The 26,458-nt window shown below is 36.0% G+C and carries 13 protein-coding genes, 2 other RNA genes and 1 pseudogene; 3 read left to right on the top strand and 13 right to left on the bottom strand.

Going from position 1 to position 26,458, the window contains the following annotated elements; genetic code table 11:
• Positions 1–55 precede the first annotated feature (55 nt).
• The gene (locus tag ACFWM3_RS03410; protein ID WP_390310221.1) at positions 56–646 is read right to left on the bottom strand and encodes a TetR/AcrR family transcriptional regulator; all 591 of its coding nucleotides are present in this window, start codon (positions 644–646) and stop codon (positions 56–58) included.
• 286 nt (positions 647–932) lie between these two features.
• On the opposite strand from ACFWM3_RS03410, the pseudogene ACFWM3_RS03405 reads away from it, so the two are divergent.
• Positions 933–2,360: pseudogene (locus ACFWM3_RS03405) on the top strand (alanine/glycine:cation symporter family protein).
• 129 nt (positions 2,361–2,489) lie between these two features.
• On the opposite strand, the gene ACFWM3_RS03400 reads toward ACFWM3_RS03405, so the two are convergent.
• The 4 genes from ACFWM3_RS03400 to ACFWM3_RS03385 all read right to left on the bottom strand — a co-directional run bounded on the left by ACFWM3_RS03400 (position 2,490) and on the right by ACFWM3_RS03385 (position 6,047).
• The gene (locus ACFWM3_RS03400) at positions 2,490–3,131 is read right to left on the bottom strand and encodes a VanZ family protein (protein WP_390310219.1); all 642 of its coding nucleotides are present in this window, start codon (positions 3,129–3,131) and stop codon (positions 2,490–2,492) included.
• 15 nt (positions 3,132–3,146) lie between these two features.
• Positions 3,147–3,527, bottom strand: coding sequence for a hypothetical protein (locus ACFWM3_RS03395; RefSeq protein ID WP_390310217.1), 381 nt, complete (start codon positions 3,525–3,527; stop codon positions 3,147–3,149).
• Positions 3,528–3,817: 290 nt separating this feature from the next.
• Positions 3,818–4,576: an SDR family oxidoreductase gene (locus ACFWM3_RS03390; RefSeq protein WP_056468993.1), complete on the bottom strand. Its 759-nt coding sequence runs from the start codon at positions 4,574–4,576 to the stop codon at positions 3,818–3,820.
• Positions 4,577–4,604: 28 nt separating this feature from the next.
• A complete protein-coding gene (locus ACFWM3_RS03385; protein ID WP_286131637.1) occupies positions 4,605–6,047 on the bottom strand; it encodes a DHA2 family efflux MFS transporter permease subunit in 1,443 nt (480 codons plus the stop codon).
• 290 nt (positions 6,048–6,337) lie between these two features.
• Between ACFWM3_RS03385 and ACFWM3_RS03380 the strand changes: the two genes are divergently transcribed.
• Together ACFWM3_RS03380 and ACFWM3_RS03375 are read left to right on the top strand one after the other, a co-directional pair.
• Positions 6,338–6,901 (top strand): TetR/AcrR family transcriptional regulator, encoded by a 564-nt coding sequence (locus ACFWM3_RS03380; protein ID WP_390310377.1) that lies wholly within the window; start codon positions 6,338–6,340, stop codon positions 6,899–6,901.
• Positions 6,902–7,290: 389 nt separating this feature from the next.
• Positions 7,291–8,511 carry a helix-turn-helix domain-containing protein gene (locus ACFWM3_RS03375; RefSeq protein WP_390310216.1) on the top strand — a complete coding sequence of 407 codons (1,221 nt, stop codon included), beginning with the start codon at positions 7,291–7,293 and terminating at the stop codon, positions 8,509–8,511.
• Positions 8,512–8,777: 266 nt separating this feature from the next.
• Here the strand turns inward: ACFWM3_RS03375 and ACFWM3_RS03370 are convergent, their stop codons facing one another.
• The 8 genes from ACFWM3_RS03370 to rnr all read right to left on the bottom strand — a co-directional run bounded on the left by ACFWM3_RS03370 (position 8,778) and on the right by rnr (position 26,422).
• The gene (locus ACFWM3_RS03370; protein WP_390310214.1) at positions 8,778–16,907 is read right to left on the bottom strand and encodes an InlB B-repeat-containing protein; all 8,130 of its coding nucleotides are present in this window, start codon (positions 16,905–16,907) and stop codon (positions 8,778–8,780) included.
• A gap of 763 nt (positions 16,908–17,670) precedes the next feature.
• Complete coding sequence (locus tag ACFWM3_RS03365) at positions 17,671–18,789, bottom strand: Ger(x)C family spore germination C-terminal domain-containing protein (RefSeq protein WP_390310213.1); 1,119 nt, start codon at positions 18,787–18,789, stop codon at positions 17,671–17,673.
• Positions 18,786–19,883 (bottom strand): GerAB/ArcD/ProY family transporter, encoded by a 1,098-nt coding sequence (locus ACFWM3_RS03360; RefSeq protein WP_390310211.1) that lies wholly within the window; start codon positions 19,881–19,883, stop codon positions 18,786–18,788. The genes ACFWM3_RS03365 and ACFWM3_RS03360 overlap by 4 nt, the downstream gene beginning before the upstream one ends.
• 6 nt (positions 19,884–19,889) lie before the next feature.
• Positions 19,890–21,320: a spore germination protein gene (locus ACFWM3_RS03355; RefSeq protein ID WP_390310209.1), complete on the bottom strand. Its 1,431-nt coding sequence runs from the start codon at positions 21,318–21,320 to the stop codon at positions 19,890–19,892.
• Positions 21,321–21,919: 599 nt separating this feature from the next.
• Positions 21,920–22,277, bottom strand: a transfer-messenger RNA (tmRNA) gene (gene ssrA / locus ACFWM3_RS03350).
• A 574-nt stretch (positions 22,278–22,851) separates the two neighbouring features.
• Positions 22,852–23,209: a transfer-messenger RNA gene (gene ssrA / locus ACFWM3_RS03345) on the bottom strand.
• Between the two features lie 215 nt (positions 23,210–23,424).
• Positions 23,425–23,892, bottom strand: a complete 468-nt coding sequence (gene smpB / locus ACFWM3_RS03340; protein WP_390310207.1) for an SsrA-binding protein SmpB — start codon at positions 23,890–23,892, stop codon at positions 23,425–23,427.
• A gap of 91 nt (positions 23,893–23,983) precedes the next feature.
• The gene (gene rnr, locus ACFWM3_RS03335) at positions 23,984–26,422 is read right to left on the bottom strand and encodes a ribonuclease R (RefSeq protein ID WP_390310205.1); all 2,439 of its coding nucleotides are present in this window, start codon (positions 26,420–26,422) and stop codon (positions 23,984–23,986) included.
• Between the last annotated feature and the right edge of the window lie 36 nt (positions 26,423–26,458).

Below are 26,458 nucleotides of genomic sequence, written 5' to 3'. Positions count from 1 at the left end.
CTTTTATAAAAAAATTAAAGGAAATACTAAACCATTCTCTCGATTATTTTCAAGTTTATTCAAGACCTTTGTTTCCTATTAGCCCAAATAAAACTAATTGCACCATTTTATTTATGGCGTCGTCTGTAATATGCTTTGGGTCTTTATCCAAAACACTTTTTTGTAGATTAAGAATCGATATAATCGTCGTAATCATACTTAAACTTAAAATCGGAATTTCTAAATGAAAATTTGTTTCTTTCGCGTGCATTCTAGCTTCTATTTCTTCTTCAATTGGTGTTTTACGATAGATTTGTTGAAAGAAAATTTCTGATAGCTCAGGGTGTCGTAAAGTTTCACTGATCAAAATCTCAATTTGATTTCGATTCTTTTCCACCCATTTAATCCTTTTCTCAACATATAACCTAAGCAATTCTTCAATTGAAAGTTCACTAAAGTCCTCTTCCATCCAAACGTCTTGAATATCTGGTTTGACACAAGTAATCAATACATCCAGCTTGCTTTTAAAATACTTATAAATCGTCGCTTCGGAAATTTTACTTTCCTTTGCAATTTGATTAATTGTCGTACCATCATAACCATTTTTCGCAAATAGTTGGATAGACTTTTCTAGGATGTGATGTTTTGTTCTTTCTCCCTTATTCACTTTTTACCTCCATAAAAAACGTTGTTAAAAAGGCATTAACTCTTAGTATTTAGCGTGCTGCAAAAAAGTAAGTGTTTATTCACTTTTATAGTATATTAACCAAAATGAATTTCGTCAACAAAAAGTAAGTGAATACTTACTTTTTTAATCTTTTTTTAATGTTACCTTTTTTTTGGATAATCATTAAAAAAATCGTTGCCTTCATCGACAGAATAATTTATTATTACACTTTGTAGTCAAAATTATTGGATAATTTTGCTAATATTCTTACAAAGGAGAGGGATTCATGACAGATTTGGTTTCAGTACTCAACGACTATCTATGGGCTAAATTACTTGTTATTTTATTAGTTGCAATCGGCCTATTTTTAACAGTTTATTTAGGATTTATTCAGTTTAAATTCTTCCCTGAAATGATTCGATTATTAGTTGATGGTCGAAACAGAGACAAAGACAAAAAGACTGTTTCTTCATTACAAGCATTTATGATCGGAATGGCTGCTCGTATTGGTACGGGGAATATTGCTGGTGTTGCAACAGCAGTTGCATTAGGTGGACCAGGTGCAGTATTTTGGATGTGGTTAATGGCATTAATTGGTTCAGCTTCAGCATTTGTATAAAGTACATTAGCTCAGCTTTATAAAGTGAAAGATGGCTCTTCATGGCGTGGTGGACCTGCTTATTATATGGAAAAAGCTTTAGGTAATCGAAAGCTTGGTGTTATTTTTAGTATTTTAATTACTTTATCTTTTGGTCTTATTTTTAATGCAGTACAAGCAAATACGATTGCTGCCTCTATTAATAATGAATTTGGCGTAAATACAAAAACAACTGCGATTGTACTGGCTATTATTACAGCACTTATTATTTTTGGTGGCGTACATTCAGTTGCTAAATTCTCAACTGTTTTAGTACCTATTAAAGCTGGTGTTTACATTATTTTAGCTTTATGGGTAATGATTTCAAATTTCGATATTTTACCAGATGTATTTGGTGCAATTTTCTCTGAAGGAATTTTTACGTTTAAACAAATGTTTGGCGGCGTTATGGGTGCTGCAGTACTTCACGGTATTCGTCGTGGATTATTCTCAAACGAAGCTGGAATGGGTTCTGCTCCAAACGCAGCTGCAACAGCTGACGTTACTCACCCTATAAAACAAGGTTTTATTCAAGCTTTAGGTGTAATTGTTGATACATTTATCATTTGTTCATCTACAGCTATGATTGTATTAGTTTCAGGCGTTTATAAAACATCTGAATTATCAGGTATTCCATTAACGCAAGAATCTTTACGTGTAAGTCTTGGTGATTTCGCTGCAACATTCGTTGCAATTTCAGTATTCTTATTTGCATTAAGTACAATTATGGGTAACTATTACTACGGTGAATCGAATATTAGCTTCATGAAGCATTCGAAAAAATCAATTTACGTATACCGTTTTGCTGTAATTGGAATGGTGTTATTCGGAGCATTATATAGCGCTGAATTAATTTGGTCTTTAGCTGATATTTTCATGGGATTAATGGTACTAGTTAATCTTTACGCAATTACGCGTTTAGCTAAAGTTGTAAAAGCTTTATTAAAAGATTATGTTTCTCAAAAGAAACAAGGTTTGGATCCAGTCTTCTCTGCTGATAAAATCGATAACTTACCAGGTCGTGATCAGTTAGAGGCTTGGGTTGATGAGAAAGACGTTAAGAAAAACGTTGGATAATACATTCTGAGTATCTACCCTTCATCTTTTAAGATGAGGGGTTATTTTTTTATAACTCTTCCCTAAAAAAAAGCCACCAACGAATTATTGGTGAAGTTAGTTCATCTGCACTTAATTTTATATACTGTCCTAATCTGATTTTTCAAGAAGGTTTTTAGATTTTTTGTTACCTTCTCCTACTAATATTTTTATACCTAAATAAATCCCAAGTGAGTTTAATAGTATATCATCAATATCGAAACTTCCTACAACATATTTCTTTTGTAAAAATTCTATAAGTATGACTAATAATATAGAAACTAAAATACAAATAGAAACTTTCATCGTTCTATAAAAGTAATAATAAACTATACATCCTAGAGGAATAAAAATTACAATATTCCCCACAATATTTGAAAAGATATAAATAAAGTCAGCTTTACTGTCTAAATATCCTAAAATCGTTTTAAACGGTATATAATTGTTTCTATAATGATTTCCCAGTGAGTTTCTTGAAAAAAGAACAGAAACCAAAAATACTATATAAGTAAGTGTAAATGCTCCGAAACCAAATTTACTAATATAGAATTTCCTATTTTTTTTATAGTACAAACCCATATTTATGATTATATTAACAATTAATACTAAACATAAAAATAAACTATATCCCAAAAAAGCATTTGCATATGGAATAAGCCTTGAAAGAAAGTCTCCAAGAAATGCTCTCATAACAAAAAGTACAAATAATGTAGATATTAGTAATGTAAATAGATTATTTAGTTTTATTTTCATAAAAGCCAAGTTCCCTTACCAAAATTGGCCTTTAACACCTACATACGATTTATCCTCGCCTTTAATAACTTCAAATGAAAGTCTATACTGACCATTGCCTACCCCTTCTTGATATGTTACTGAAGTATTTCCACGAAATGTTTGTGAAGCACTATTTACAGGGAGGTATAACCCTACTATACTTTTCTTTAATGGTGTTATTTTAATTGATTTTCCCCCTGCACTATATTGTTCGTGTTTTACATGTAACCACCCTTTAGAAATATTAAATGCATTTTTCGATTCTAAATACCCAGTTAGTTTCCCATCATACTTCTGAGTCGCAGATGCTGATTCTACAGATTTTGCGAAAAAGGGAAGGGACAAACAAATTACAAAAATAATTTTCTTCTTCATACTGACGCTCCTTTTTTAAATTTTTTTGTTTATTAATCTAGCATTAGTTTCAATTAAAAAATCCAAAACTAATAAAATATTAATATATTTTTAATGTATCATTTTAAACTTGACCATCACCCGAATAATCTGAAAACTTTGTGTACTTTCCATATTTTTCATAGTTCTGTCACAATAAAGTAGTATTCTTCATATTTCCAACTAACACTTTCATAAAATATTTCACAAAAATAAAAAAAACCGTCCAAAATATCAGACGGTCCTCCCTCTTCATTATAAAGTTCCCTATCCTAATAAGCAGTCCAACCAGCATCACCAGTAATAACTGTACCATTAACAAAGCTTGATTCATCTGAAGCAAGGAATAAAGCTATTTCTGCAATTTCTTCTGGTTTACCTACTCGTGGATTTACTCCTAATCCTGCTTGAATACGTCCCATACCAAATTCGTTAATATTTGTCATGGAGGAACCGATATTTGTTTCAACTCCACCGGGAGCAATTGCGTTGCATCGGATTCCATTCGTTGCGTACATGAAGCCAGTATTCTTCGTGAATCCAACAACTGCATGCTTAGACGCTGTATAAGCCGCTCCAGCTCTCGCCCCTTGAAGTCCACCTGCAGAAGCTACATTAATAATAACTCCTTGCTCTTTTTCTAAAAAGATCGGTAAGACTTTTCTTGTTGAGCGCATTACACTTGTAGTGTTTACAGCGAAAACTCTTTCCCACTTATCATCTTCAATATCACCAGCAGGTTCAAAGTTATCCATAATTCCTGCATTATTAACTAGAATATCTAACGTACCAAAAGTATCTACGGCAGTATCAATTAGGTTTTGAATATCATTTTCTTGTGCTACATTTGCCATAATAGCTATAGCGTCCCCACCGTTTGATTTTATTTCTTCTACGGTAACATTTGCAGCATCTGCATTAATATCAGATACAACCACTTTTGCACCTTCTTTAGCATAAAGGGTAGCAATTGCTTTCCCCATACCAGAACCAGCACCAGTTACTACAGCTACTTTATTTTGAAGTCTCATGATTTTCCCTCCAATTAATTATGATGTATTATGCTTTAACTGTTACCTTTTTTAATTTTACTGTTGCCTCTTCAGAAGCTGCTTGTTTAACTTTCTTGATAAAGAAAGAAAGTAATAATCCAAGGACACCTATTCCAACAATCACCAGGTAAGCATCGTTTATTCCGTTAATTGAAGCTTCTTTTATAATTTGAGCTTGTGTTAATCCCTTAGAAGCCGCTGTAGGAATTAAATCCTGTATATGCGTTTTAGTACGATCTGTCATAATTGTAACTAGAAGTGATGTACCAACCGCTCCGGCAACTTGACGAACTGTATTTGTAATTGCGGTACCGTGTGCATTTAATTGCTTTGGAAGTTGATTCAAACCAGCTGTCTGAATTGGCATCATCATTAATGCCATACCGATTCGTCGTCCAGTGGACATTAGTACTAGATATGTGTAACTTGTCGAGTCCGTTAAGTTTGTAAAGCCAAGTGTTGTTGCAATTGTAATAATCATTCCGAAAATAGCTAGCCATTTCGCACCGACACGATCGAACAGCTTTCCAGTAACTGGCATTAAAAAGCCCATTACTAATGCACCTGGAAGTAATAGAAGTCCTGACTCAACCGGTGTATAGCCACGAATATTTTGTAAGTAAAGAGGAAGTAGCATCATATCTGCATACATTACCATCGTTACTGCGATATTAATAACTGTCGTTAATGAGAACATACTAAACTTGAATGCACGCAAATCAAGTAAAGGATTTTGCGAAACCATTTGTCTCCATGCAAAAAGGACAAGTGCCAATACACCGACAACAATCGTACTAATAACTTCTGAATTCGACCAACCTAAACTTCCAGCTCGGCTGAAACCGTAAAGCATTGCACCGAAACCAATTGTAGACAGTGTAACGCTAAGAAGATCAAATTTAGTTTTGATACGATCTGATACATTTCGCAGATAAATGAAACCAAGTACGATTACAAGAATAGCAAATGGAATCATTCCGTAAAACATCGTTTCCCATTTGTAATTCTCCATTATATAACCTGCAAGTGTAGGACCGATTGCTGGGGCAAATATTATCGCCAGCCCAACCATCCCCATTGCTCCTCCACGTTTTTCTGGCGGAAATAGCGTCAAAATAACGTTAGTAAGTAGTGGCATAATAATTCCTGCACCTGCAGCCTGAATCAAGCGTCCTGTTAACAGGACAGGAAAATCGGTCGCAATTGCCGATACAATTGTTCCTGCTAAAAAGATAATCATTGAAGCTTGAAATAGTTCACGTGTGGTGAAACGTAGCATTAAATAGGCTGTAATCGGAATTAATACACCATTTACTAGCATGTAGCCTGTTGTTAACCACTGTGCTGTTCCTGCCTTGATATGAAAATCAACCATTAGCTCAGGTATGGCAACACTCATAAGCGTTTGATTTAATGTTGCAAGAAAGGCACCTAAAATTAAAATGAACATAATAGGTCCTTTTTTTATCGAATTTGTGTCTATTCCCGTTGTTTTACTCAATCCCCCATCATTCCTTTCTCTCTTTATCATGGACATAATTTACAAAGTGTTTAATAATAAACATGATATAAATTAAATTATAATTAGTTAGTTCATTCTTACAACCGACAATATTTGAAGAAATGTATTGTAGTTATCACTCTTTTTAGTTTTGTAGTTAAAACTAAACATATTAAACACATTTAAAGAAATTGTAAATTTCATGGAAAAGGTGATTTGATTTGAAAGATAAAACAAAAATGGATCCTAGAATCATTCGTACACGTCAATTAATTAAAGACGCTTTTATCGATCTACTTCAGGAGATGGATTTAAACAAAATAACAGTTAATCGAATATCGGAGCGTGCAACAGTTAATCGAGTTACATTTTATCTACATTATCGTGATATACAAGATATGATGGAGAAAATGGCTTTGGAAATGGGTGAGAAGCTTGGACAAATTATGAGGGATTCACCAAACTATAATTCTATAGAAGAAACTGATTCGGTGAAGCTTTTAAACTTGCTTGAACATATTGCTAATAATGCAAAGTTTTATAAAGTAGTTCTTGCTTCTACTAAAACTCCAATCTTTACAGAGCAATTATTAAAAATCATTACTGAAACAATAACAAAACGAAGAGAAGTTGATTCTTTGCACATTAAGACAGATATTCAAAAGGATATTATTATCTGGTACGGGTCTTCAGCCCTAATTGGTACAATTGTATCTTGGCTAAGAAATGACATGCCTTATACCCCTCAGTATCTTGCTAAACAATTATCCCTACTTTTTAGAATCGGTAATAAGATGGCATAATTAGGAGAAACCTAACTACGTATAAAAACTGTAAGCGAACTTGCATACAGTTTTTTAGCCTTTTCTAACATAAATCGCTCAAAAATCGACAAATTAGTTTAATTATTAAAAAAATCTTTTAGAAAAAAAAAATTTATTTTTCATTAAACATAAATCTCTTCCCATATATGTAATAAGTTGGTAAATATGTAAATTATTGATTAGATAGCGCTATTTCACTCATCTCCAACTCTATAAATTTTACCGTAATTTTAATTTTCCTTAATATATCTTTAAGTATTACTTCACATGCTACACGCGTTTTCTAAATATACTAAATTTGTTGTTAAATGTAGAATTTTAGTATTAGGTACTATTTCTAAAATCTTGGATGGGAGGAGGACTTAGTTATGTATGAAGGAAAAATTATCAAATTTTATAGAGAAAAATACAAACTAACACAAGAACAATTAGGAAAAAACATTTGCTCCGTTACCCATATCAGTAAAATAGAATGTGCACAAACAAAGTACGCCCCTGAAATTATTAATTTATTATCAAACAGACTTGGAATTGATATGGAATTAGAAGTTGCTAATTTTATGAATATAAAACAACGATTACTTCACTGGCATGATGTTATCGTTATGCAGTTATTCGAAGAGATGGATCAGATCTACTATGAATTTGAAATGGAAGAATTAATCCAAATCTCTGAATATAATGATATGTATCAGTTGTTAAGAGCGAAATATTTTCTTGCGCACAGTAAATGCAATGAAGCTTATAAAATCATTAAAAAGCTACAAAAAAAAGAAGATAAATTAGCTCCATATGAAAGAAATTTATTAAAGCATATTTTAGGAATTTATTCTTTAGCAAAGCAAGAATACAGTAAGGTGATCGAAATTTTAAAGTCGATTGATAATACAGTTTATAAAAATCCTGAATATTTTTACCATCTAGCATCGGCTTACCATACTTTAAATTCTCCTGTGTTAGCCTATTATCATGCTGAAAAATCTCATCAATTTTTTAAGCAAATTAATAACTATCTTAGGGTAATTGATGCAGAGATGTTAATGATTATCCAGGTTCAAAGTGACACTTTAGAGGAAGAAATTATTAATCGTTTCAAAAATTTGATTAGAAGCTGTGAATTGTGTAATGCTCCTGATCGAAAAGCAAAAGCTTTGCATAATTTAGCCTATGTGTTTTATAGAGGTAAAAATTATAGGGAAGCAAGTAAATATTATAAACAGTCCATGATGCTAAAAGATCCAGAGTGTTCAACGTATTTACTATCGTTGGAAGGCTATCTTCGTAGTTCCTTTGATGGTGGTTTTTCTAACGTAGAAGAACTTGTGCATGACGCTGAAGCAGGCCTTTTCATAGCGAAAAAAAATAATTACATTTTATATATCCATTTATATAAACTTTTACTTTATTTATTAAAGTCAAAAGAAAAAGAGTATCATCATTATTTAAACAGTAAAGCTTTACCTATGTTTGAAAAAAATGGTTTTACTTTTTTAGTAGAACGCTCTAAAAAGGAATTATTTAATTATTATAAAAAGATGAATTTAAATGAACAAGCAATGGAGATTGCACAATTAATCGTAAATGCTTAGGACTTATATATTTTAAAAGTATGATTATTTGCAGATAAATACGCTGGATCTCATTTCGAGTACCAGTTTTTGATTTTTTCAAGAATAAAAAAAGAGACAAGAATACGAAGTTCTGTATTCTTGTCTTTTATTATTTTTAAGGGAAGTTTTTAATTTGAAAAAAGCCGATCTAATCGTTGCACTTTCATAAAGGGTGTTAATCAATCTTCGTAATGTCATAAGCACCCTTTTTGACTTTTTTGCTTGAGAGTAATTTGTACTGCTTGTTATTTCTTTACAACTTTAACCTTTGTTGCAGAACTTTCATTTCCAGTTGAATCCTTTGCATAGACAGATAATTCTGTACCTACTTTTTGTTGTTTAATTTGGATACTAAATATTCCTTTAGAATCAGCTTTTCCAGTTGCAATTACAACATCATTAATTTTTACAGTAATCGTTGCATTTGCTAAAGTTGAGCCCGAAATCTTTGGATCATTTTCATCGATTTGGTTAACATTCGGTTTATTTAGTGACCATTTTGCGTAAATTGTTGTGTCGCTCGATACTTTATCTGTTGCAAAATTCCATACTGTTTGACCTGCAGCGTCCTTGTACCATCCAGCAAAAGTGTAACCTGTTCTTGTTGGTACAGTTGGTTCAGCAATCATTGTGTTATAGTTTGCTTTTATCGCATCTACTGCACTTCCACCTTGGCTATCAAATTTAACTGTATACGAGTTAATGCTCCACTTAGCAAATAACTCTGTATCTGCTGTTACTTTATCTGTAGCAAAATTCCATACTGTTTGACCTTTAGCATCTTTATACCATCCAACAAAAGTGTATCCAGTTCTTGTTGGTGCTGTTGGTGCTGTCATAGTCGTGTTATAATCCACTTTCTTAGTTTCTACTAAGCCTCCATCTTGCTTGTTAAATTCTACTGTGAACTTATGAATCGACCATTTTCCGTATATTGTCTTTGCAGAATAGATCGAGTTTGTGAAATCCCAAGGAATTGTACATGCTTCATCTGCAAACCAAGCCAACTCATATCCATATACAGTTGGTTCTGTAATACGACGTACGACGATTTGGTCTTTTACTTCAAATGGAGCTTTTTCACCTTTTAGAACAAAGTGAATGATGTTTCCGTTTACGATTTTTTGCGTAACTGTAACATCTGCATATTCGTTTGCGCTAATGTTGATGATAAAATCGCCTATTTTTTTGAATACACTCTGATCAATTGTCAGTGTGCCATGTGTTGCATCGATTTTGTATTTTGTTGCGTCAATCGCTGTACCAACCACTTTGATACCCGTAATCGCATTTGCCCAATCTTTGTCGCTAAATTCGAGTGTGATCTCATTGCCTAACGCGTTATCAGTTGTATCTGCTGATACGATTGATGTTGCTAAGGCATATTTTGCATACAGTTTAATTGGTTTTGTGACAATGCTTGTGAAATCAAACGGAGTTGTTAACGCTTCGTCACTGTACCATCCCATAAATTTGTAACCAACTTTTGTTGGGTCAGTTGGCATTGTAACACGTGAGTCAACGATTTGCGGTTCGATTGCATCGCCTCCGTTTGTTTCAAATGTGACTGTGTAACCAATGACTTGGTCTGTCACCTGCGCGTCCAAATACCCTTCTGACGAAATGTTCACATTGACTTTTTGACCTGCTGTAAATAATGATTTATCAAGTGTAATTGAACCTTTGTGTGTTATTGAATCATACGTTAGTTTATAATCATACCCCGCATTTAGTACTTTTGAACCAATGCTGACTTTCTTGATATTATTTCGCCAAGTTCCGTCGTCTGTAAAGGCGATTGTAATATCACTTCCAACAACATTTCCTACGACATCTTTTGTGACTTGTGGTGGTGTTTTCATCCAAGCGATGTAATACGTTTCATTGTTTTTCAATACCTTACCAGTTCCTGTTGAAATTGGTACATCTTGTCCGCTTGTTCCGGCCGCATCATAATAAAGTGTTGGCATCATGGAAAGGGTGCCATTTTTTACTTTTGTTGCTGCTGTAGTCATATCAATACCAAATGCTTTTCCGTTGACTAGTTTGTCACTGAAGAATACATCACCTGGTGAATTTAATGTGCCTCCATTTAAATCAATGTGTCGGCGATAACCTAGCTTCACACTTGGAATTTGAACGGTTTCTCCTGTTGTTGACGTTAGTGTTAGTTGATAGCCAGTTGAACTTGGCGCTTGACTAAACGCAAACTTTTCAGCTGGATGAGCAGTCGCATAAGTTTCTGTCGCCGTTGTGAACGTTAACGTACCACTACCGTCACCATTATCAACTAAATTATACGTACTTGGATCTAATGTATACGTACTGTCTGTTGTTTCAAACGTACCATCTGCTTTCATTTTTTTGTACGTTGCGTCAATTTTTGCGATATCGTTCTTTGTCTTTAACCATGGTGTGTTCGTTGTATAGTCTGGGATTTTAATCGTAACAGGACCTTCACCCAGTACGGTACCACCTAAATTATCACCATCCGGTTTCGACACATCAACAGGTGAATAGTTTTGCGTGTAATTCACTTGCCATTTTGCAGCAACCTTTATATCTGAAGCATAGTTATTATATTCAACCCAAGGAGTCGTTAATGCACCCGTCACTGGATCGACATTATACCAACCAACAAAATTATAGCCAGGTTTGACAGAAAGTGGCGTACTTCGATTTGCAGAGATACTATTGAAAATAAACTGCCCTCCATTATATCGAGAGTTGCTTGGTTTAAATCCGAATGAAATTGGATTTATCGCGCTTCCACCTTTTGAGTCAAACGTAATGCCATATCCAATTGGTTGAGCAGCACTCGTGCCATCTGCACCAATCGTTACTGTCGGATAAATGGTTCCATCTAAACCGGTTGAGTTGATCTCGAATTTATACAATTGAGGTAAATAGTTCGTTCCACCTGGATTAATCGCTGCATTATACGACGTATTGACATTCGGATCAATTGTTGCATTTGTTTTAAATAAATCGGCTTTAAATGTAATTTTTCCTGGTTGTGAAATGTCGTAATAGGCATTCCCATTTCCATCTTTTAGATTCGTAATATCTAAGCCTGTTGTAAAATTTGCTGTTTTTACAACGATTTTAGTGATGCCATTTCGCCAATTTGCGTCATCACCAAATGTATAGTTAAACGTGATATCGTTTCCGATATGCGCTTTTGCTGGATCAGTGACCATTGGAATGGTAGGCGTTGGAATTGGCACTGATGCAATTGTAAAGCTATTCGTAACTGGTTGATAGCCAGTAGCCGTGATACGTACCGTGTACGTACCAGTCGTATTAAATAATGAACCATGTAATGCTAGTGTAGCTGGTACATTTACGATCCCTTGTATCGGGTCATTCTTGACGTAGCCGGATGTAATCGATATAGCTGGAACGGTTGTATTTGGTACAACTGCATTCGTTACGTCAGTGAAATTACCGCCTAGTCCTAATTCAATCTTTGTAATCGCTTTTCGCCATACAACATCATCTAACATGACATTGCTCGTTGGGATTAACGAAACAGTTGAACCATTTTTCAAGTCTTGTAAAGTTGGTAATTGCGTTACGGATGTTTTTTGAGTTGGACCTGCAAAATTTAGCATTGCCATAACTTCTTTTAGACCATTACCCGCAGATAAGTTATAGGTTTTAACTTTCGAATCATCAGAAGAAGCAGTATGTGTTCCTCTATTTGATGTAATCGATAGATTATCTGTCAAAGTAAGTTGTGGTTCTGGGACTACCTTACCTGCATCAACCGCACTTTGATTTTTCTGACCAAAGTTTTTAAAGATATAGTAAAAATCATTGTAATCAATATTACTGAAAGAGTAACTGCCAAATGAATTCAGTCCTGAGAAAGCCCAGCTAATGTCATTATTTCGATGCGCAGTAGAATTTGTAAAGAAATCCGCTTTTTCCTTAGAAGATGCTGATACACCTTTTAGAAAATCAAAATCAGCATATGCTTGGATTTCTGAAACTAAATCCTTCATATCAATCACATTATCGCCATTTACATCTCCACCAAGTAAAAGTGGTGTGTTCATCGATGCAAAATCAAAGTATGAGCCTGATTGATATCCGAATTTGTTGGAACCAATGACTGGCGTTGTTTGATATCCTTTAAAATGACCTGGCATATTCGTTTCAATTGAATACGGCTTGTCGCTTGCTTTCACAGTAATGGAATACGTACCTGTCGTTTGACTTCCGATTTGAACGGTGTTTGCGTTGCTTGTGTTATCCGTTACATACGTATTACCATCGGCATCCTTTGCCGTAACGATTGCACCTGAATCCTTCGTAATATTCGTAAAACTTCCGCTTAAACTGTTTGCTTTGAAGCTTTCCGCAAACAGACCTCCCGTCACTTGTGACTTCGGTTGTTTGACAAGTGGCATATTCGTTGGGAAAGCCGGAACGTCTGTGTCTTTTCCATCAATTGTGAAGCTCGATGTTTCGACAGCGAAACTTTCGTCAATTGGGCCAACAAATGCACTTGTATCTGTGTAAGTCAAATCTGCTACTAAAATCTTCATGTCTTGCGTGTCTTTCATCAGTGCGCCTGATTCAGAAACACCAGAAATCGTAACATCGATTGAATCTCTGCCTGTTTGTTTATCTAAATAAGGCTGACCAACTGTTAGTGTAGGTGTAATGCCTTTACTACTTAAATAGTTACTATATTCGTCAGAAAGCTTAATGTTTGAAAATTGAAGTATATGATCCGCCTCAATTGTAAAGGTACCGCCAGTCATTCCAATTCCATTTTTCGTCGCTAGTGATACTTTAAATGGTTTATTCGGTTCAACGACCACATTCCCTTTGCTTTCTAGTGCTGGGTCCACGCCTCCAGAAGCTGTGACGGTTAAATACGGCGAACCTTTTTTGATGAAGTAATACTTTTTCTTCGTTGAATACCAGTCGCCTGCTCCAGCATAGTCGGAAGGATAGATCACATACTTCATTCCACTTGCTTTAATGTCCTCAGGCTCTAAGCCAAAACTGAAACGACCGTTTCCATCCGTTTTAAAAATGTGTGTGACAAATGGACCATCTTGATAACCAAACACTGTGTTCTGCCCTTGATCGACAGGTGAAGGCTTAAGCGTATCGTAATCTTTTAATGTCGTTTCGCCATTATTTTTCATGACATCAATATTCGAGTCATAAACGGTTCCATAAAACTTTTTCACCTCTTGTCCTGGATTGTATCCTGTAGGGTCGATTTCATAAATACCCGGCTGCGAATCACTTTCCATCGTTAAGGTAGGTGCTTTGTAGTCGACATAAAGCGTGTCTTCTTTTGTGAACTTTTTCCCATCTTTGTCAGTTGCGATCATCTCAACCGAATAGGCACCTTCTTTTAGCACCGCAGGCGTTTTCCCGATTCCAGCTTGATCAAGTGAGCCATTATATGGTTTTGTAAATGGTAAATAGAGTCCATTAACAAGCATTGTTACAGGACCATAAACGACTCCAGGGCCAGCCCCACTTATATTACTCACATTTTGTACGACTCCGATATAGTTTCCATTTTTATCTTTCAATAGAACATAGGCACTATCCATTGAGCCGTTTACAGAAAAGGTATATCCTGATCCAGGTTGTCCCGCATTTGGGTTATAGTTTCCAGTATAACGCTCAGATAGTGTCATAGCCTTGATGTCTACGTTAAAATTAATTCCTTTTTCAGCAATCGTGATGGTAAATGGCATGCGGTATGATTCGTTCGCATCATTTGCATTCACAACATTTACATATCCTTCATACGTACCGTCTAATGCGTTTGCTGGTACGGTAATTGTCGCTTTCGCTTTCACTGAGCTTTTTCCGTCCACACTGACAGACGTTACATTTGACTCACCAGTCGAAAAGTCGATTTTCACATTATTTCCAGTACCTTGTCCAACTGGATTTGAACTCGCAAATTTTGTTGTGATGAACGTTGAACTTAGTTTGAACGTTTTACTTGTTGAACCTTGGTTTGTAATCGTGAAGTCTTTTGATTTGACAACATCATCAGAGCCGGTTTTCGCTCCTTCTCCTCGTCCATTAAAACCAAACGAGAAGCTACCTGTCGTGTTATCGATTGGCGTATACTGATCTTGCCCATCTATATTTGTAGTACTTGTTGCTTTATCTAATACTTGGATTTTGATATCTGAGTGCACCGCTCGAACTGGATCAACACGTCCTGCACCAACTTGGTACACACTGTATGTTTTTGAATCGGTACTCACGTCTTTTGCTGTATTCATTAATGCCGTTTTCACATCGGCTGGTGTGTAATCTGGATGTGCAGCTAATACAAGCGCTGAAATCCCTGTTACGTGAGGCGCAGCCATTGATGTACCTGACAATGATTGGTAGGCATATTTATAATCTTTATCACTATTTGGTTCCCACACATCGTATGGTTGAGTTGAGAAAATGTCAACACCTGGTGCGATGACGTCTGGTTTGATGCTCCAATCTTTTACTGGTCCTGTTGAACTAAACGACGCCAATTGATCAGCCGGTTTGTTGAGTGGGGCATCAAGCGTCATTGGGAACGTAATCTTTGCGTTCTGAGGATCGGCTTTGATTGCGCTCACAAGTGATTCACCTTGTGCTTGTGTAATAGAAATTGCATATACATTGTCAGCGCTAATCCCTAAAAAGTTTGGATTATACCCTTGGGTTTCTTCATCCGCTTGGTTATCCCAAATGATCATCCCTTTTGCCCCAGAATCTTTCGCATTGGCCATTTTTTGAGTTAATGTATCGACTCCGCGTTTCACAAGGGCAATTTTTCCGCTCATGTCTCTTCCTGCATAATCATCTTTGCTTCCTAGACCAACATCGACGATTGGAATCGACAATCCTTTGAACGCATCATCAGCGTCTGCAAAATGTTTCCCGAATAAACGCGCTTGATAAGGCGTATTACCGAATTTTACGGTTTGCACAGGAATTTGTTCTGGAACAGTACTTGCACCAACCGTAATGGCAAGTGGTGAAGTCCCTGGTGAGCCAAGTGTCGCGACGCCTGGTCCTGAATTTCCCGCAGAGATTGAACAAACGACACCTTGTAATGTTGCGTTGTTAATCGCGATACTAGTCGGGTAAAATGGGTCATTAATATTTGCACCGAGTGATAGATTCACTACATCCATTTTATCTTTTACTGCTTGGTCGATTCCGCTTAGTATGGCATAAGAAGAACCATGTCCACCCGGTCCAAGTACGCGGTACCCGTGAAGTTCTACATCTGGTGCAACACCGTCCGCTGAATAAACATTATTATTATTTGTTGTACTCGCTGCAATCGTACCGGATACGTGAGTACCATGCTCCGTAATATAATCTTTGTAATTAGGAGCCGGTAACCCTTCTTCTGGATTCGGATTTTCTCTTGCTGCTACCCAATCCGGATAGATCGTTTCCATCGGGTCATGATCATCTACTTGGATCACGGTTCCATCTGCATCCACTTTTGAGTTAATAAAGTCGTGCCCTTCATATAAATGACCGTCCGCATCGTGTGTTACTTTATATAAATCAGGATGGTTGTAATCAACCCCTGTATCAAGTACCCCGACTTTTACTCGTTGACCTTGTTTTGGACCTGACAAGAATTTCCCTGTGATTCCTTCAGCGTGTAGTTTATCGACACCCAATAATGAAAGCCCTGCAGTTGGTTTTCCGGTTGCTGTCGCTTCAGTCGCAGTCTGTGTTTCGCCAGATGAAGGCGTTCCTTCTTCTACTTCGTATTGAACCACTGACCAGACAGATGCAACGTCCGCCTGGCTGGCAATCGCTTCAACCATACTCGGTGGTACCGATAGTGCAACCCCGTTAAATGCATCCGTGTATTCTCTTGTGATGCGGATATCCGTCTGAACTTCTTTTCCACCAGTAATTTGCTTAGTTGGTTGCGTCTTGACAAACGCTTTAAATTTCGAATGTGCATCAGCAACTTTTTGTTTTGCATCTGAGTAATCAGCAACAAACGTCTGTGCACTTGCGCTTCCTTTTTCAAGTGATTGCTTTATGATTTGAATTTTTGCTGGATCCACTTTAAATTGAACGATGACGTCAATATTTTTTCCGCTTTTTAAATCTTTCTGATCGACGTGGATTTTTTGTGTGTTATCTGCACCAGTTAGCTTATTGATGCTCGCTTTTTGTTCTGGTGTTAATCCGGCCAAAATGCGGTTCACTTCATCTGCTGTAAATTTCCCATCAGATGGATTTTTCTGATCAACATTCGACTCCGCGTGTGCAAGAATGGTGCTTTGCGGTAAAACTATATTTAGCAACATCGCGCTACTTAACGCAACAGCCGATATTGTTCGTTTCTTTTGTCTCTTTTTCATGTTACTCCCCCCACTATTAGTCGTCCTGATAATTATTTAATATAATATTTAAATATATTAAATAATTATCTTCTGTGACTTAATAATACTTTAAAAAGTAATGAAGCTACATTGGGGGAATTTGCAGAAAATTGTAGTTAAACGACGAACAAAAACATTAGTAATGAAATAAAAATTATCATATTTTATCATTTTCCCTTCGAAACTAGTCTTTTCACCCCGTTTTTTCAACCTGATAGACCTAAAAATTCAGTTATATTGACTTTTTGGTAAATTAATATCAAAATAGTCAAATTTGGGGGAATTCTCACTATTTATTAAAATCTTGATTATGTATTTCTATATTCCATTATTTTTATTAATAAAATTTACTTTTTATTATTAATTTTTCGACATTTTTCCAATCTACGTTAATGGAAAATGAATTTCATGCTAGGTGATTCAATCTAATTCAATAAAAACGGAAGGAGTTTAAAAAAATAAAAACCTCTTAAAATCCAGGTATATCCGTGTTACTGTTGTATCCATGTTCGAAATACAGAATGCTCTACTCCGATAGGTTTCGAATGTTCCTTTGCTCTTCATCCCCTTCTAAGTAGCGTTTTATGGCAATCAATTTCTCCTCAATTGTAAATTTAATCATAAAAATGCACCTCCAAATATTAGACAGTGTCTAACATTTGGGGTGCACTTCATTTGTGTGAGATTTTACTATTCATGCCTGCTTTGTTTGTAATCCAAATTACCAGAAGATAGGGCAAATTTACATTCGATCAACATTTAAAATATGTACCTTGAAATGTGGCTTGATCTTCATTTTAGGATAGTCCGCTTCCCAATTTAAATTTTTCCAAATTTTCGGGTGAAACGCCTTAATCCTTTCGCCTATTCCAAGTATATCACAATTCGCTTTTTGCATGATTTGAATTGTCTCTAACGCTTTTTTGTCTAATTGTTTACCTAGTTCTTTTTCGGTTTTATTCACATATTTTGCATCAAGTTGGTGATATGATTTTCCTAATTTGATGACAACGATGTCGATGTTAACATTGAGATTCACATTTGGTGGTCTTTTTGATTGCTGTATCACACGAATCGTTGAAGTTCCTTTTTTTAATGAAAAGCTGTAACTTCGATAAGAGTTCTTTTCTTCACTAACTTTCTCTAATTTACCACTATATCGTTGTCTTCCTTTTTCTTTCCCGGTAATTAACATCATCATACTCAATTGTTTTTTATTAAGTTTTACATCTGTATTCTTCCCGTGGCTAAATAATAGCGCACCATCTAATTCTGTACCTTTCTCATTTTGTTTCACAACTGGAATCGCAAGACTTGATAATTCGTATTCTTTTGATTCTAATAATTGCATCATCGTTACACTATTAATGATATTATTTTTATCTAACGCCGAGTTAAACCTAACAAAATTACCAGCGAATTTTCCATTCTTTTTTGGAGTTGTCTTTAAAAATGTTGCTAAGTCCCCTTTGAATATTACAACCGGTGAGTTAATTGACGCATACGGTGCATGTAATAAAAAATCAAGTTGCAAAATTGGATCGCTTTTCATAAAAGATTCACTCATCAAATAAATCCCTGTGTTGATCCCTAAAAAAGGCGCTTGATCGATATACTGCCCTTGACTAACGGCTTCAATAACATTAGGTCCTTTTAAAGCAACCGTCTCAGAAAGTGGTTCACCTGTACCCGGACCAGTACTTTTTATGTTGGTGATGACATAATCTAATTCGACTTCACGATTCTTTTCATTCCAATTGAGTCCTGCTATATCGACAAATTGTAAATTTCTTAAAGGTAAGCGATCCCAACAGCCTGTTAAAAGGGGCAACAATAAAAGTAAAATGGCAACTTTTCTCATACTTTTGCCACCTTTTCACGTAGAATCGAACCAAGTAAAAGAAATGTTGGTATCACGACAATCATGATGAAAGAAAGTACATTGTGAACATCTGAATAACGAAACATTCGTTGACGATCAGCGCAAAAACAAGCAATGACAAAGCCAAAAACGCCAATCACCCAAACCAATAAAGAATGACGATTGATTTCTTTTTTTCGTATACTTGCGACATACCGTGCGGACAAAAACAAATACATATAGACGGTTGCTGTTATGACAGATATCCAAGTTGTGATAAAGACGATATCTAAACTCTGCACGACAGGCCATCTAAATTTACGAAGAATGAACACCATCGGTTCTGTGATAGTATCCAATTGGCTTTCGCTAAAATTATAGATGACGATGACGCTTACCAACACATAAAATAATGTCGTAATTCCGTTTGCAATTGACATCGCAAATAAAATCTCAATCTTTTTTTTGCACTGTACAAATGGAAAAACGTAAAGAAGTAATTCGAATCCAGTATACGCCCAAAATGTTGGAATCGAGTCCTTTAAGACCGCCCCGATACCATGTGTGCCAATCGGTAAGAAATGAAGCCAGTTCCCTTTCCCCATGCCACTTATGATGATAATCACCGCACAAATAACAAACAATGTGAGGACGGATTGTGAGACAGTCGAAATACTTCTTAAAGAAGATGATGCAGTATAGGCTGACATCAGAAACAAAAAACCGACAATTACAATCCAAGGTGTTTCATACAAAACCCACCGATGAAGGATATCTGTATATGAAATTACAACAATGATACAATTCTGTGCGCAAAAAAAGGCAAACAAAAAATTTAAAATGACACCAATTGGTCTTCCGACAATCTGATAGAGATACTGCTGAAATGTTAATGTAGGATAACGCTTACCTAGTCCATAAATCACAAATATCACTACTTGTGAGAACACACCTCCAACCAAAACAGACATCCACGCATCATGTCCTGTATGGCGAGATTCTGCGTATGGGATCGACAAAACGTGTGCACCAATTTGCGTTGTAATCACAAGACATATCAGTTGGTTAATTGAAATCTTTTTTAGATGGATCATCGTCAACTACCCCTTCGGATCATTTAGTCTCGTTAGATCTTTTGCGACACTTTCAATTGGTCGCTTTTTTAGAAGTTTGATTGGTGCTCGGAATAAGGTATCTTTAATCGCATCTTTGGTAAACCAAGCATAAAAATAAGGAATCCCTATCGTGTGGATCCGAGCTAAATGCGTCACTAACAAAAAGAAGCTAATCTCTAACCCAATCAATCCAAAAATAGACGCCATCACTAAGAAAGGATAAGTGATGATTCGTGCGACATTACTCATTTCGTATGAGGGAATAATAAAGGAAGATACACCCGTTAGCGCAGTAACAACTACCATCATATTTGAAATCAGATTCGTTTGAACAACGACTGTACCAATGACAATTCCGCCAACAACACCAATTGTTTGACCAATTGGACTTGGTAGTCGAACGGCTGATTCACGTAAGATTTCGAGCGTAACAAGCATGATCAACGCTTCTAAAATCGGAGGTAAAGGAACCAATTGCATTGAATTTTTAAGTGATAAGGCAATTTCAAATGGAATAATTCGTGGATCGAATGTGACGAGTGCTACATACAATCCTGGCAATGAAACGGCAAAGATGAAACAAGAGATCCGAAGGAACCGAAGCATACTACCAACAATCCAACCAACTTGATAGTCATCGGGTGTTTGGAAAAAGGACCAAAATGAGACTGGAAGAATAACACATTCCGGTGACCCATCTGTTAAAATAGCAATTTTTCCATCCATTAGATAAGATCGGATTCGGTCAGTACGTTCAGAGATGAGAAATTTTGGGAATAGAGAAAATTTATCATCATTTATTAATTCCTCAACAAAACCAGGTGACTCGACATAATCAATATCAATACTTTCAATTTTTTTCTCAAATTCCATTAAGACTACTTCGTTTGCTAATGAATGCAGGTATAAAACGCACACTCTTGAATTTGAACGACGCCCAATTGTGTAACTCTTAACGATTAAATCTGGCGTTTCTACTAGTTTTCGTAACATGTTTAGATTTGTATCGATATTTTCATTTAGTGCTTTATGAGAACCGCGTAAAACACGTTCATTTAATGGAATGGAAACGGTACGATCATTTGATAGTTCAGTGTCTAATAGATAACAGATTGTTTCTCCATATTTTTGAACTACTGTTTTTCCTGCAACTAGTGCTTTGGACACTTCTGATAACCATTCGGTTTCTTGACAATCTAGAATTGTGACCGCTTCACGAACACTGGTGTAATGGGTATGAAGCAACGGGCGGATGATGTGTTCTTGCACTAGGGTCGTATCAATCATTGATTTCAAATAATAAAGACGATACCATTGTTCACCAACTCTAACATCACTTGTTTTAAAATCAGATGTATGGAATAACATGTCTCGAATGTTTTTTTCATTTGCATCTAGAAGTGGTTCGATTTTCAAGGTGGATCCCTCCCATCCTAAAGTTATCCTTATTTATCCCCTTTTCTTTTGTTTCCCTTACTAAGCAATGAATGTTAATTTTGGATTAAAATACCAAATGGTTGTATTGATGGTCTATTTATCATGTACAAATCTTAACTAGGGAAGTTGATAAGACAAACAGTAAAGATACAAAAAAAGGAACGAAACGTAGAAACACTGATGCTTTTCGTTCCTTTTATATCAATTTGGGCCAGAATACCGTCACTTCAACACGTAGTGTAAGTGGGAATATTCATTCATTAACTGGGCGAAGTCAAACCCTGATCAATGATCGTACGCCTTAGCCATCGATGAATCCTCAGATTTACAACAGTGAATGGAAGTTTATATCGCACTCCCATTGTAGTGAACAAAGAAAACAAAAGCAGATAATGAAGTCCACATCGTAAAAGAAAAACAGTCGAACATGTTATTCATCTTTAAATATTTAATAAAACTATAATTAACTGTAGTTACTCCTAAATAGAAAAACCTCTTAAAACATTGATAAATCAAAGTTTTAAGAGGTTTTCGCATTAATATTTTTAAGCATAAAAAAACCACCAAACAGTATGTATTGGTGGAGACGGTGGGAGTCGAACCCACGTCCAAGAATATCGGCACTTAAGCTTCTACGAGCGTAGTCACTGTATTAGAATTTCGCATACCATTCGGCCCAATGACAGGCTTCCTGATAGCTAGTCTGATTAATCTCTTCCTTTCCCCTCAGACGGTGAGGTCCGGCGTAGCCCACTAATGAGTGAACCCCTCTAAGCTATGCACATGGGCGATACATAGGAGGAGCCTTTAGTGCAATTAAGCAGCTAAAGAGAAATTGTTGTTTTTGCCAGTTATTGGCTTTTGCGTTTTAACGAGGCCGACCCCTCGACTCGCAACTTAAGCTCGAACTACCCCTGTCGAATCCGTAACGTCCCCATATAAAATGCTCCCAGAACTTACTTGAGATCTGTTCGCTATGAGTGACTTACGAAGCATAAAGCAAAGGCTTCATAATTTATAAAAACTACACATCGTGCAATTTATGTTGCTGATTAACTTACAAACTTATTATAACATATCCACTTGAAGTTGCTATTAACAATTGTTTCTAATACATTAGTTTAGTTACCAATACTTCAACAATTATCCATTTTGATTTTTTGACGATCAGAACTTTAAGATAGTATCCTCTCCCCTCCTACGTAGAAACATTTTATGTCTAACTTCTAAACATTCCATTCATTTCTTTAGCTTGCCTCTATCCGAATCAACTTATATATTCACGATTGATAGATCGCCTTAGCTCACTATTTGATTGTTCTAATTTAAATTCAAGAAAGGTTATTATTTTATATAGATGAACGTACTAAAAATATAGCATATTTATAAAACTATAATTATCTGCAGTTACTCCTAAATAGAAAAACCCCTTTAAACACTGATATATCAATGTTTAAAGAGGTTTCATTATTGATATTTAAACAATAAAAAACCACCAAACAATATGTATTGGTGGAGACGGTGGGAGTCGAACCCACGTCCAAGAATATCGGCACTTAAGCTTCTACGAGCGTAGTCAATAGATTAGAATTTCGCATACCATTCAGCCCATTGACAGGCTTCCTGATAGCTAGTCTGATTAATCTCTTCCATTCCCCTCAGACGGCGAGGTCCGGCGTAGCCCACTAATGAGTGAACCCCTCTAAACTATGCACATGGGCGATACATAGGAGGAGCCTTTAGTGCAATTAAGCAGCTAAAGAGAAATTGTTGTTTTTGCCAGTTATTGGCTTTTGCGTTTTAACGAGGCCGACCCCTCGACTCGCAACTTAAGCTCGAACTACCCCTGTCGAATCCGTAACGTCCCCATATAAAATGCTCCCAGAACTTACTTGAGATCTGTTCGCTATGAGTGACTTACGAAGCATAAAGCAAAGGCTTCATAATTTATAAAAACTGCACATCGTGCTCGTTTGTGTTGCTGATTAACTTACAAACTTATTATAGCATATCCAACTCAAGTTGCAATTAACAATTGTTTCTAAAAGAAAAACAGAATTCCAGTGCTTCAACATTTATCCAATTAGATTCGCTGACGATCTCTGAATGCACGTTCCACTTCACGTTTTGCTTCTTTTTTCTTTAAATCATCACGCTTATCATATTGTTTCTTACCTTTACCTAATCCAAGTAATAGCTTAGCATAGCCATTTTTTAAATAGATTTTCAAAGGTACTAACGTATAACCTGTTTCCTTTGTATAACCGATTAATTTCACGATTTCTCTATTATGTAGTAGTAATTTTCTAGTTCGTAATGGTTCGTGATTATAACGATTTCCTTGTTCATATGGACTAATATGCATATTATGAAGCCATACTTCTCCGCTCTGAACACGTGCAAAGGAATCCTTTAGATTAGCTTTTCCAGCTCGTAATGATTTTATTTCAGTACCTTGTAAAACGATGCCAGTTTCATACGTTTCTTCAATAAAGTAATCATGATACGCTTTTTTATTTTGAGCAATTACTTTCCCTTCACCTTTTGGCATAAATAACACCTCTCTATCTTTACTTATTTTACCATAATTTATGTTTGTATACATAAAGCAGTGGACAAATTTATCCACTGCTTTTTACTTACTATCGTTTTTTATTACCTTTTGCTACTTTTTCGTAAAAAGGCTTGTTCTTTTTACTCTTGCTTTTGCTTTTCGTTGGATTAAAACGATCATCGCGTTTATTTCTCGATGATTTACCACCACGTCCGCTTTCTTTCTCTTCATTTCGAGGTGAACTATCGCCTCGTCTTCCACGAGAACGGCCACTGCGAGAGCTGTCTCCATTTTGATCTGAAGAACCTCTGCCGCGTCCACCTCTTCCTCTGCCGCCACCAGAGCCACCGCCAAGATTAACCGGCCCTCTACCGCCGCTTCTACGAGGTTTGTTCGATTTCATGCCAACAATTTCAAAATCGATTGCTCGTTCCTCTTTATTAACATTCACTACTCGAACAGAAACTTCATCACCGATTCTGAAAATTTTCCCTGTTCTTTCACCAATCATAGCGTACGTACGCTCGTCATAGTTATAGTAGTCATCTGATAAATCAGCAACTCGAACTAATCCTTCAATTGTATTTGGCAGTTCAATAAACATACCGAAATTTGTTACAGAGCTGATAATACCTTCATACTCTTCACCAATTTTATCAAGCATGTACTCTGCTTTTTTCAAATCATCGGTTTCTCTTTCTGCTTCAACTGAGCGACGCTCCATATTTGATGCATGCTCTGCGATTGCAGGTAATTTATCATCCCACTCACGTTTTGTCTCATTATCCATTTTTCCTTCGATTAAATATTTACGAATTAATCGATGAACAATTAAATCCGGATATCGACGAATCGGTGATGTGAAGTGAGTATAATACTCCGCTGCTAATCCAAAATGACCAAGATTATCAGCCTCGTATTTCGCTTGTTTCATTGAACGAAGCATAACTGTTGAAATGACTGTCTCCTCTGGTTGCCCATGAACCATATCTAGAACCTGTTGCAACGCTCTCGGGTGAATTTCATTTCCAGCACCTTTTACTGTATAACCAAATGATGCAATAAATTCAAAGAATCGTTGTAACTTTTCTTCTTTTGGATCCTCGTGTACACGATACATGAACGGTACATTTAACCAATGGAAATGTTCAGCAATTGTTTCATTCGCTACTAGCATAAATTCTTCAATTAGTTTTTCTGCAGTTGAACGCTCACGAATGACGACATCTGTTGGATGACCATCTTCATCAACTAAAACTTTTGATTCTTTAAAATCAAAATCGATTGCTCCACGAGTCATACGTCTATTACGTAAGATTTTCGCTAACTTAGCCATTTCCTCAAACATTGGGACTAACGGTTCGTAACGTTCACGTAATTCAACATCTTGCTCATCTAATATTTTATTTACATCGCTATATGTCATTCGTTCAGTTGTTTTAATGATACTTTCAAAAATTTCATGCTTAACAACTTCACCTTTTTGGTCAATTTCCATTTCACATGAAAGTGTAAATCGATTTACTTTTGGATTTAATGAACAAATTCCATTAGACAAACGATGCGGAATCATCGGTATAACTCGGTCAACTAAGTAAATACTTGTTCCACGATCATGTGCTTCTTGATCAATCGGTGAGCTATCTGTCACATAGTAAGTAACGTCTGCAATATGTACTCCTAACTTGTAATGACCATTTTCAAGCGCTGTTACTGTAACGGCATCATCTAAGTCCTTTGCATCTGCTCCATCTATTGTTACAATTTGTTCACCACGAAGATCGCGACGAGTGCCAATAGCTGATTCATCAATCTCATCCGGTACTGCATTTGCTTGATCCATTACTTCCTTAGGGAATTCTTGAGGTAAATCAAACTTATGAATAACCGATAGAATATCAACACCAGGATCATTTTTATGTCCAAGTACTTGGACTACAATTCCTTCTGCACTTTTCCCATTCTCTGGAAATTGAGTAAGTTCTACAACAACTTTATGACCTTCTACAGCACCTTGAGAATTGCTCTTTGTAATAAAAATATCGCTTCCGAATCGTTTATCATCAGGAACAACGAAGCCAAAACTTTTCTGAGCCTGGTATGTACCTACCATTTTCGTTTGACCACGTTCAATAATTTTTACAATTGTCCCTTCTCTACGTGCATCACTTTTTTCTTTTGTAATACGAGCTAAAACGATGTCTCCATGTAAAGCACCATTTAAATCTGACGGCGAAATAAATACATCTTCTGCCCCTGCTTCTTCTGGAATGACAAACGCAAAGCCTTTAGCATGGCCAGTTAATTTACCTCTTACTAAATGAGATTGATCAGGTAAGCTATATTTATTATTTCGAGAACGTACAATATAACCCTCATCTTCTAAAATAACGAGCGTTTTTACTACTTCTCGAAAGTCACTTGCTTCAGTCAGCTCCATAGCCTCTTCAATACCTTGAATATTTAAAGGCTTATAGTCTTCACTTTTCATCAATTCTAATAATTTTTCTTTCCATTGCTGATTCATAATTTTCCCTCCTTTTTTCTAACTCTTAAAGGATAT

This window comes from Gottfriedia sp. NPDC058432 (assembly GCF_042721555.1).
GTDB lineage: Bacteria > Bacillota > Bacilli > Bacillales > Bacillaceae_G > Gottfriedia.
The sequence above is the reverse complement of the archived record's forward strand: the minus strand, read 5'-3'. Positions and strand labels throughout refer to the sequence as shown.

Excerpts from the sequence above, each read along its gene's own strand:
- ACFWM3_RS03385 (WP_286131637.1), bottom strand. The coding sequence starts at position 6,047 with ATGTTCATTTTAATTTTAGGTGCCTTTCTTGCAACATTAAATCAAACG.
- ACFWM3_RS03375 (WP_390310216.1), top strand. The coding sequence starts at position 7,291 with ATGTATGAAGGAAAAATTATCAAATTTTATAGAGAAAAATACAAACTA.
- ACFWM3_RS03370 (WP_390310214.1), bottom strand. The coding sequence starts at position 16,907 with ATGAAAAAGAGACAAAAGAAACGAACAATATCGGCTGTTGCGTTAAGT.
- ACFWM3_RS03380 (WP_390310377.1), top strand. The coding sequence starts at position 6,338 with ATGGATCCTAGAATCATTCGTACACGTCAATTAATTAAAGACGCTTTT.
- smpB (WP_390310207.1), bottom strand. The coding sequence starts at position 23,892 with ATGCCAAAAGGTGAAGGGAAAGTAATTGCTCAAAATAAAAAAGCGTAT.
- ACFWM3_RS03365 (WP_390310213.1), bottom strand. The coding sequence starts at position 18,789 with ATGAGAAAAGTTGCCATTTTACTTTTATTGTTGCCCCTTTTAACAGGC.
- rnr (WP_390310205.1), bottom strand. The coding sequence starts at position 26,422 with ATGAATCAGCAATGGAAAGAAAAATTATTAGAATTGATGAAAAGTGAA.
- ACFWM3_RS03400 (WP_390310219.1), bottom strand. The coding sequence starts at position 3,131 with ATGAAAATAAAACTAAATAATCTATTTACATTACTAATATCTACATTA.
- ACFWM3_RS03395 (WP_390310217.1), bottom strand. The coding sequence starts at position 3,527 with ATGAAGAAGAAAATTATTTTTGTAATTTGTTTGTCCCTTCCCTTTTTC.
- ACFWM3_RS03390 (WP_056468993.1), bottom strand. The coding sequence starts at position 4,576 with ATGAGACTTCAAAATAAAGTAGCTGTAGTAACTGGTGCTGGTTCTGGT.
- ACFWM3_RS03360 (WP_390310211.1), bottom strand. The coding sequence starts at position 19,883 with ATGATCCATCTAAAAAAGATTTCAATTAACCAACTGATATGTCTTGTG.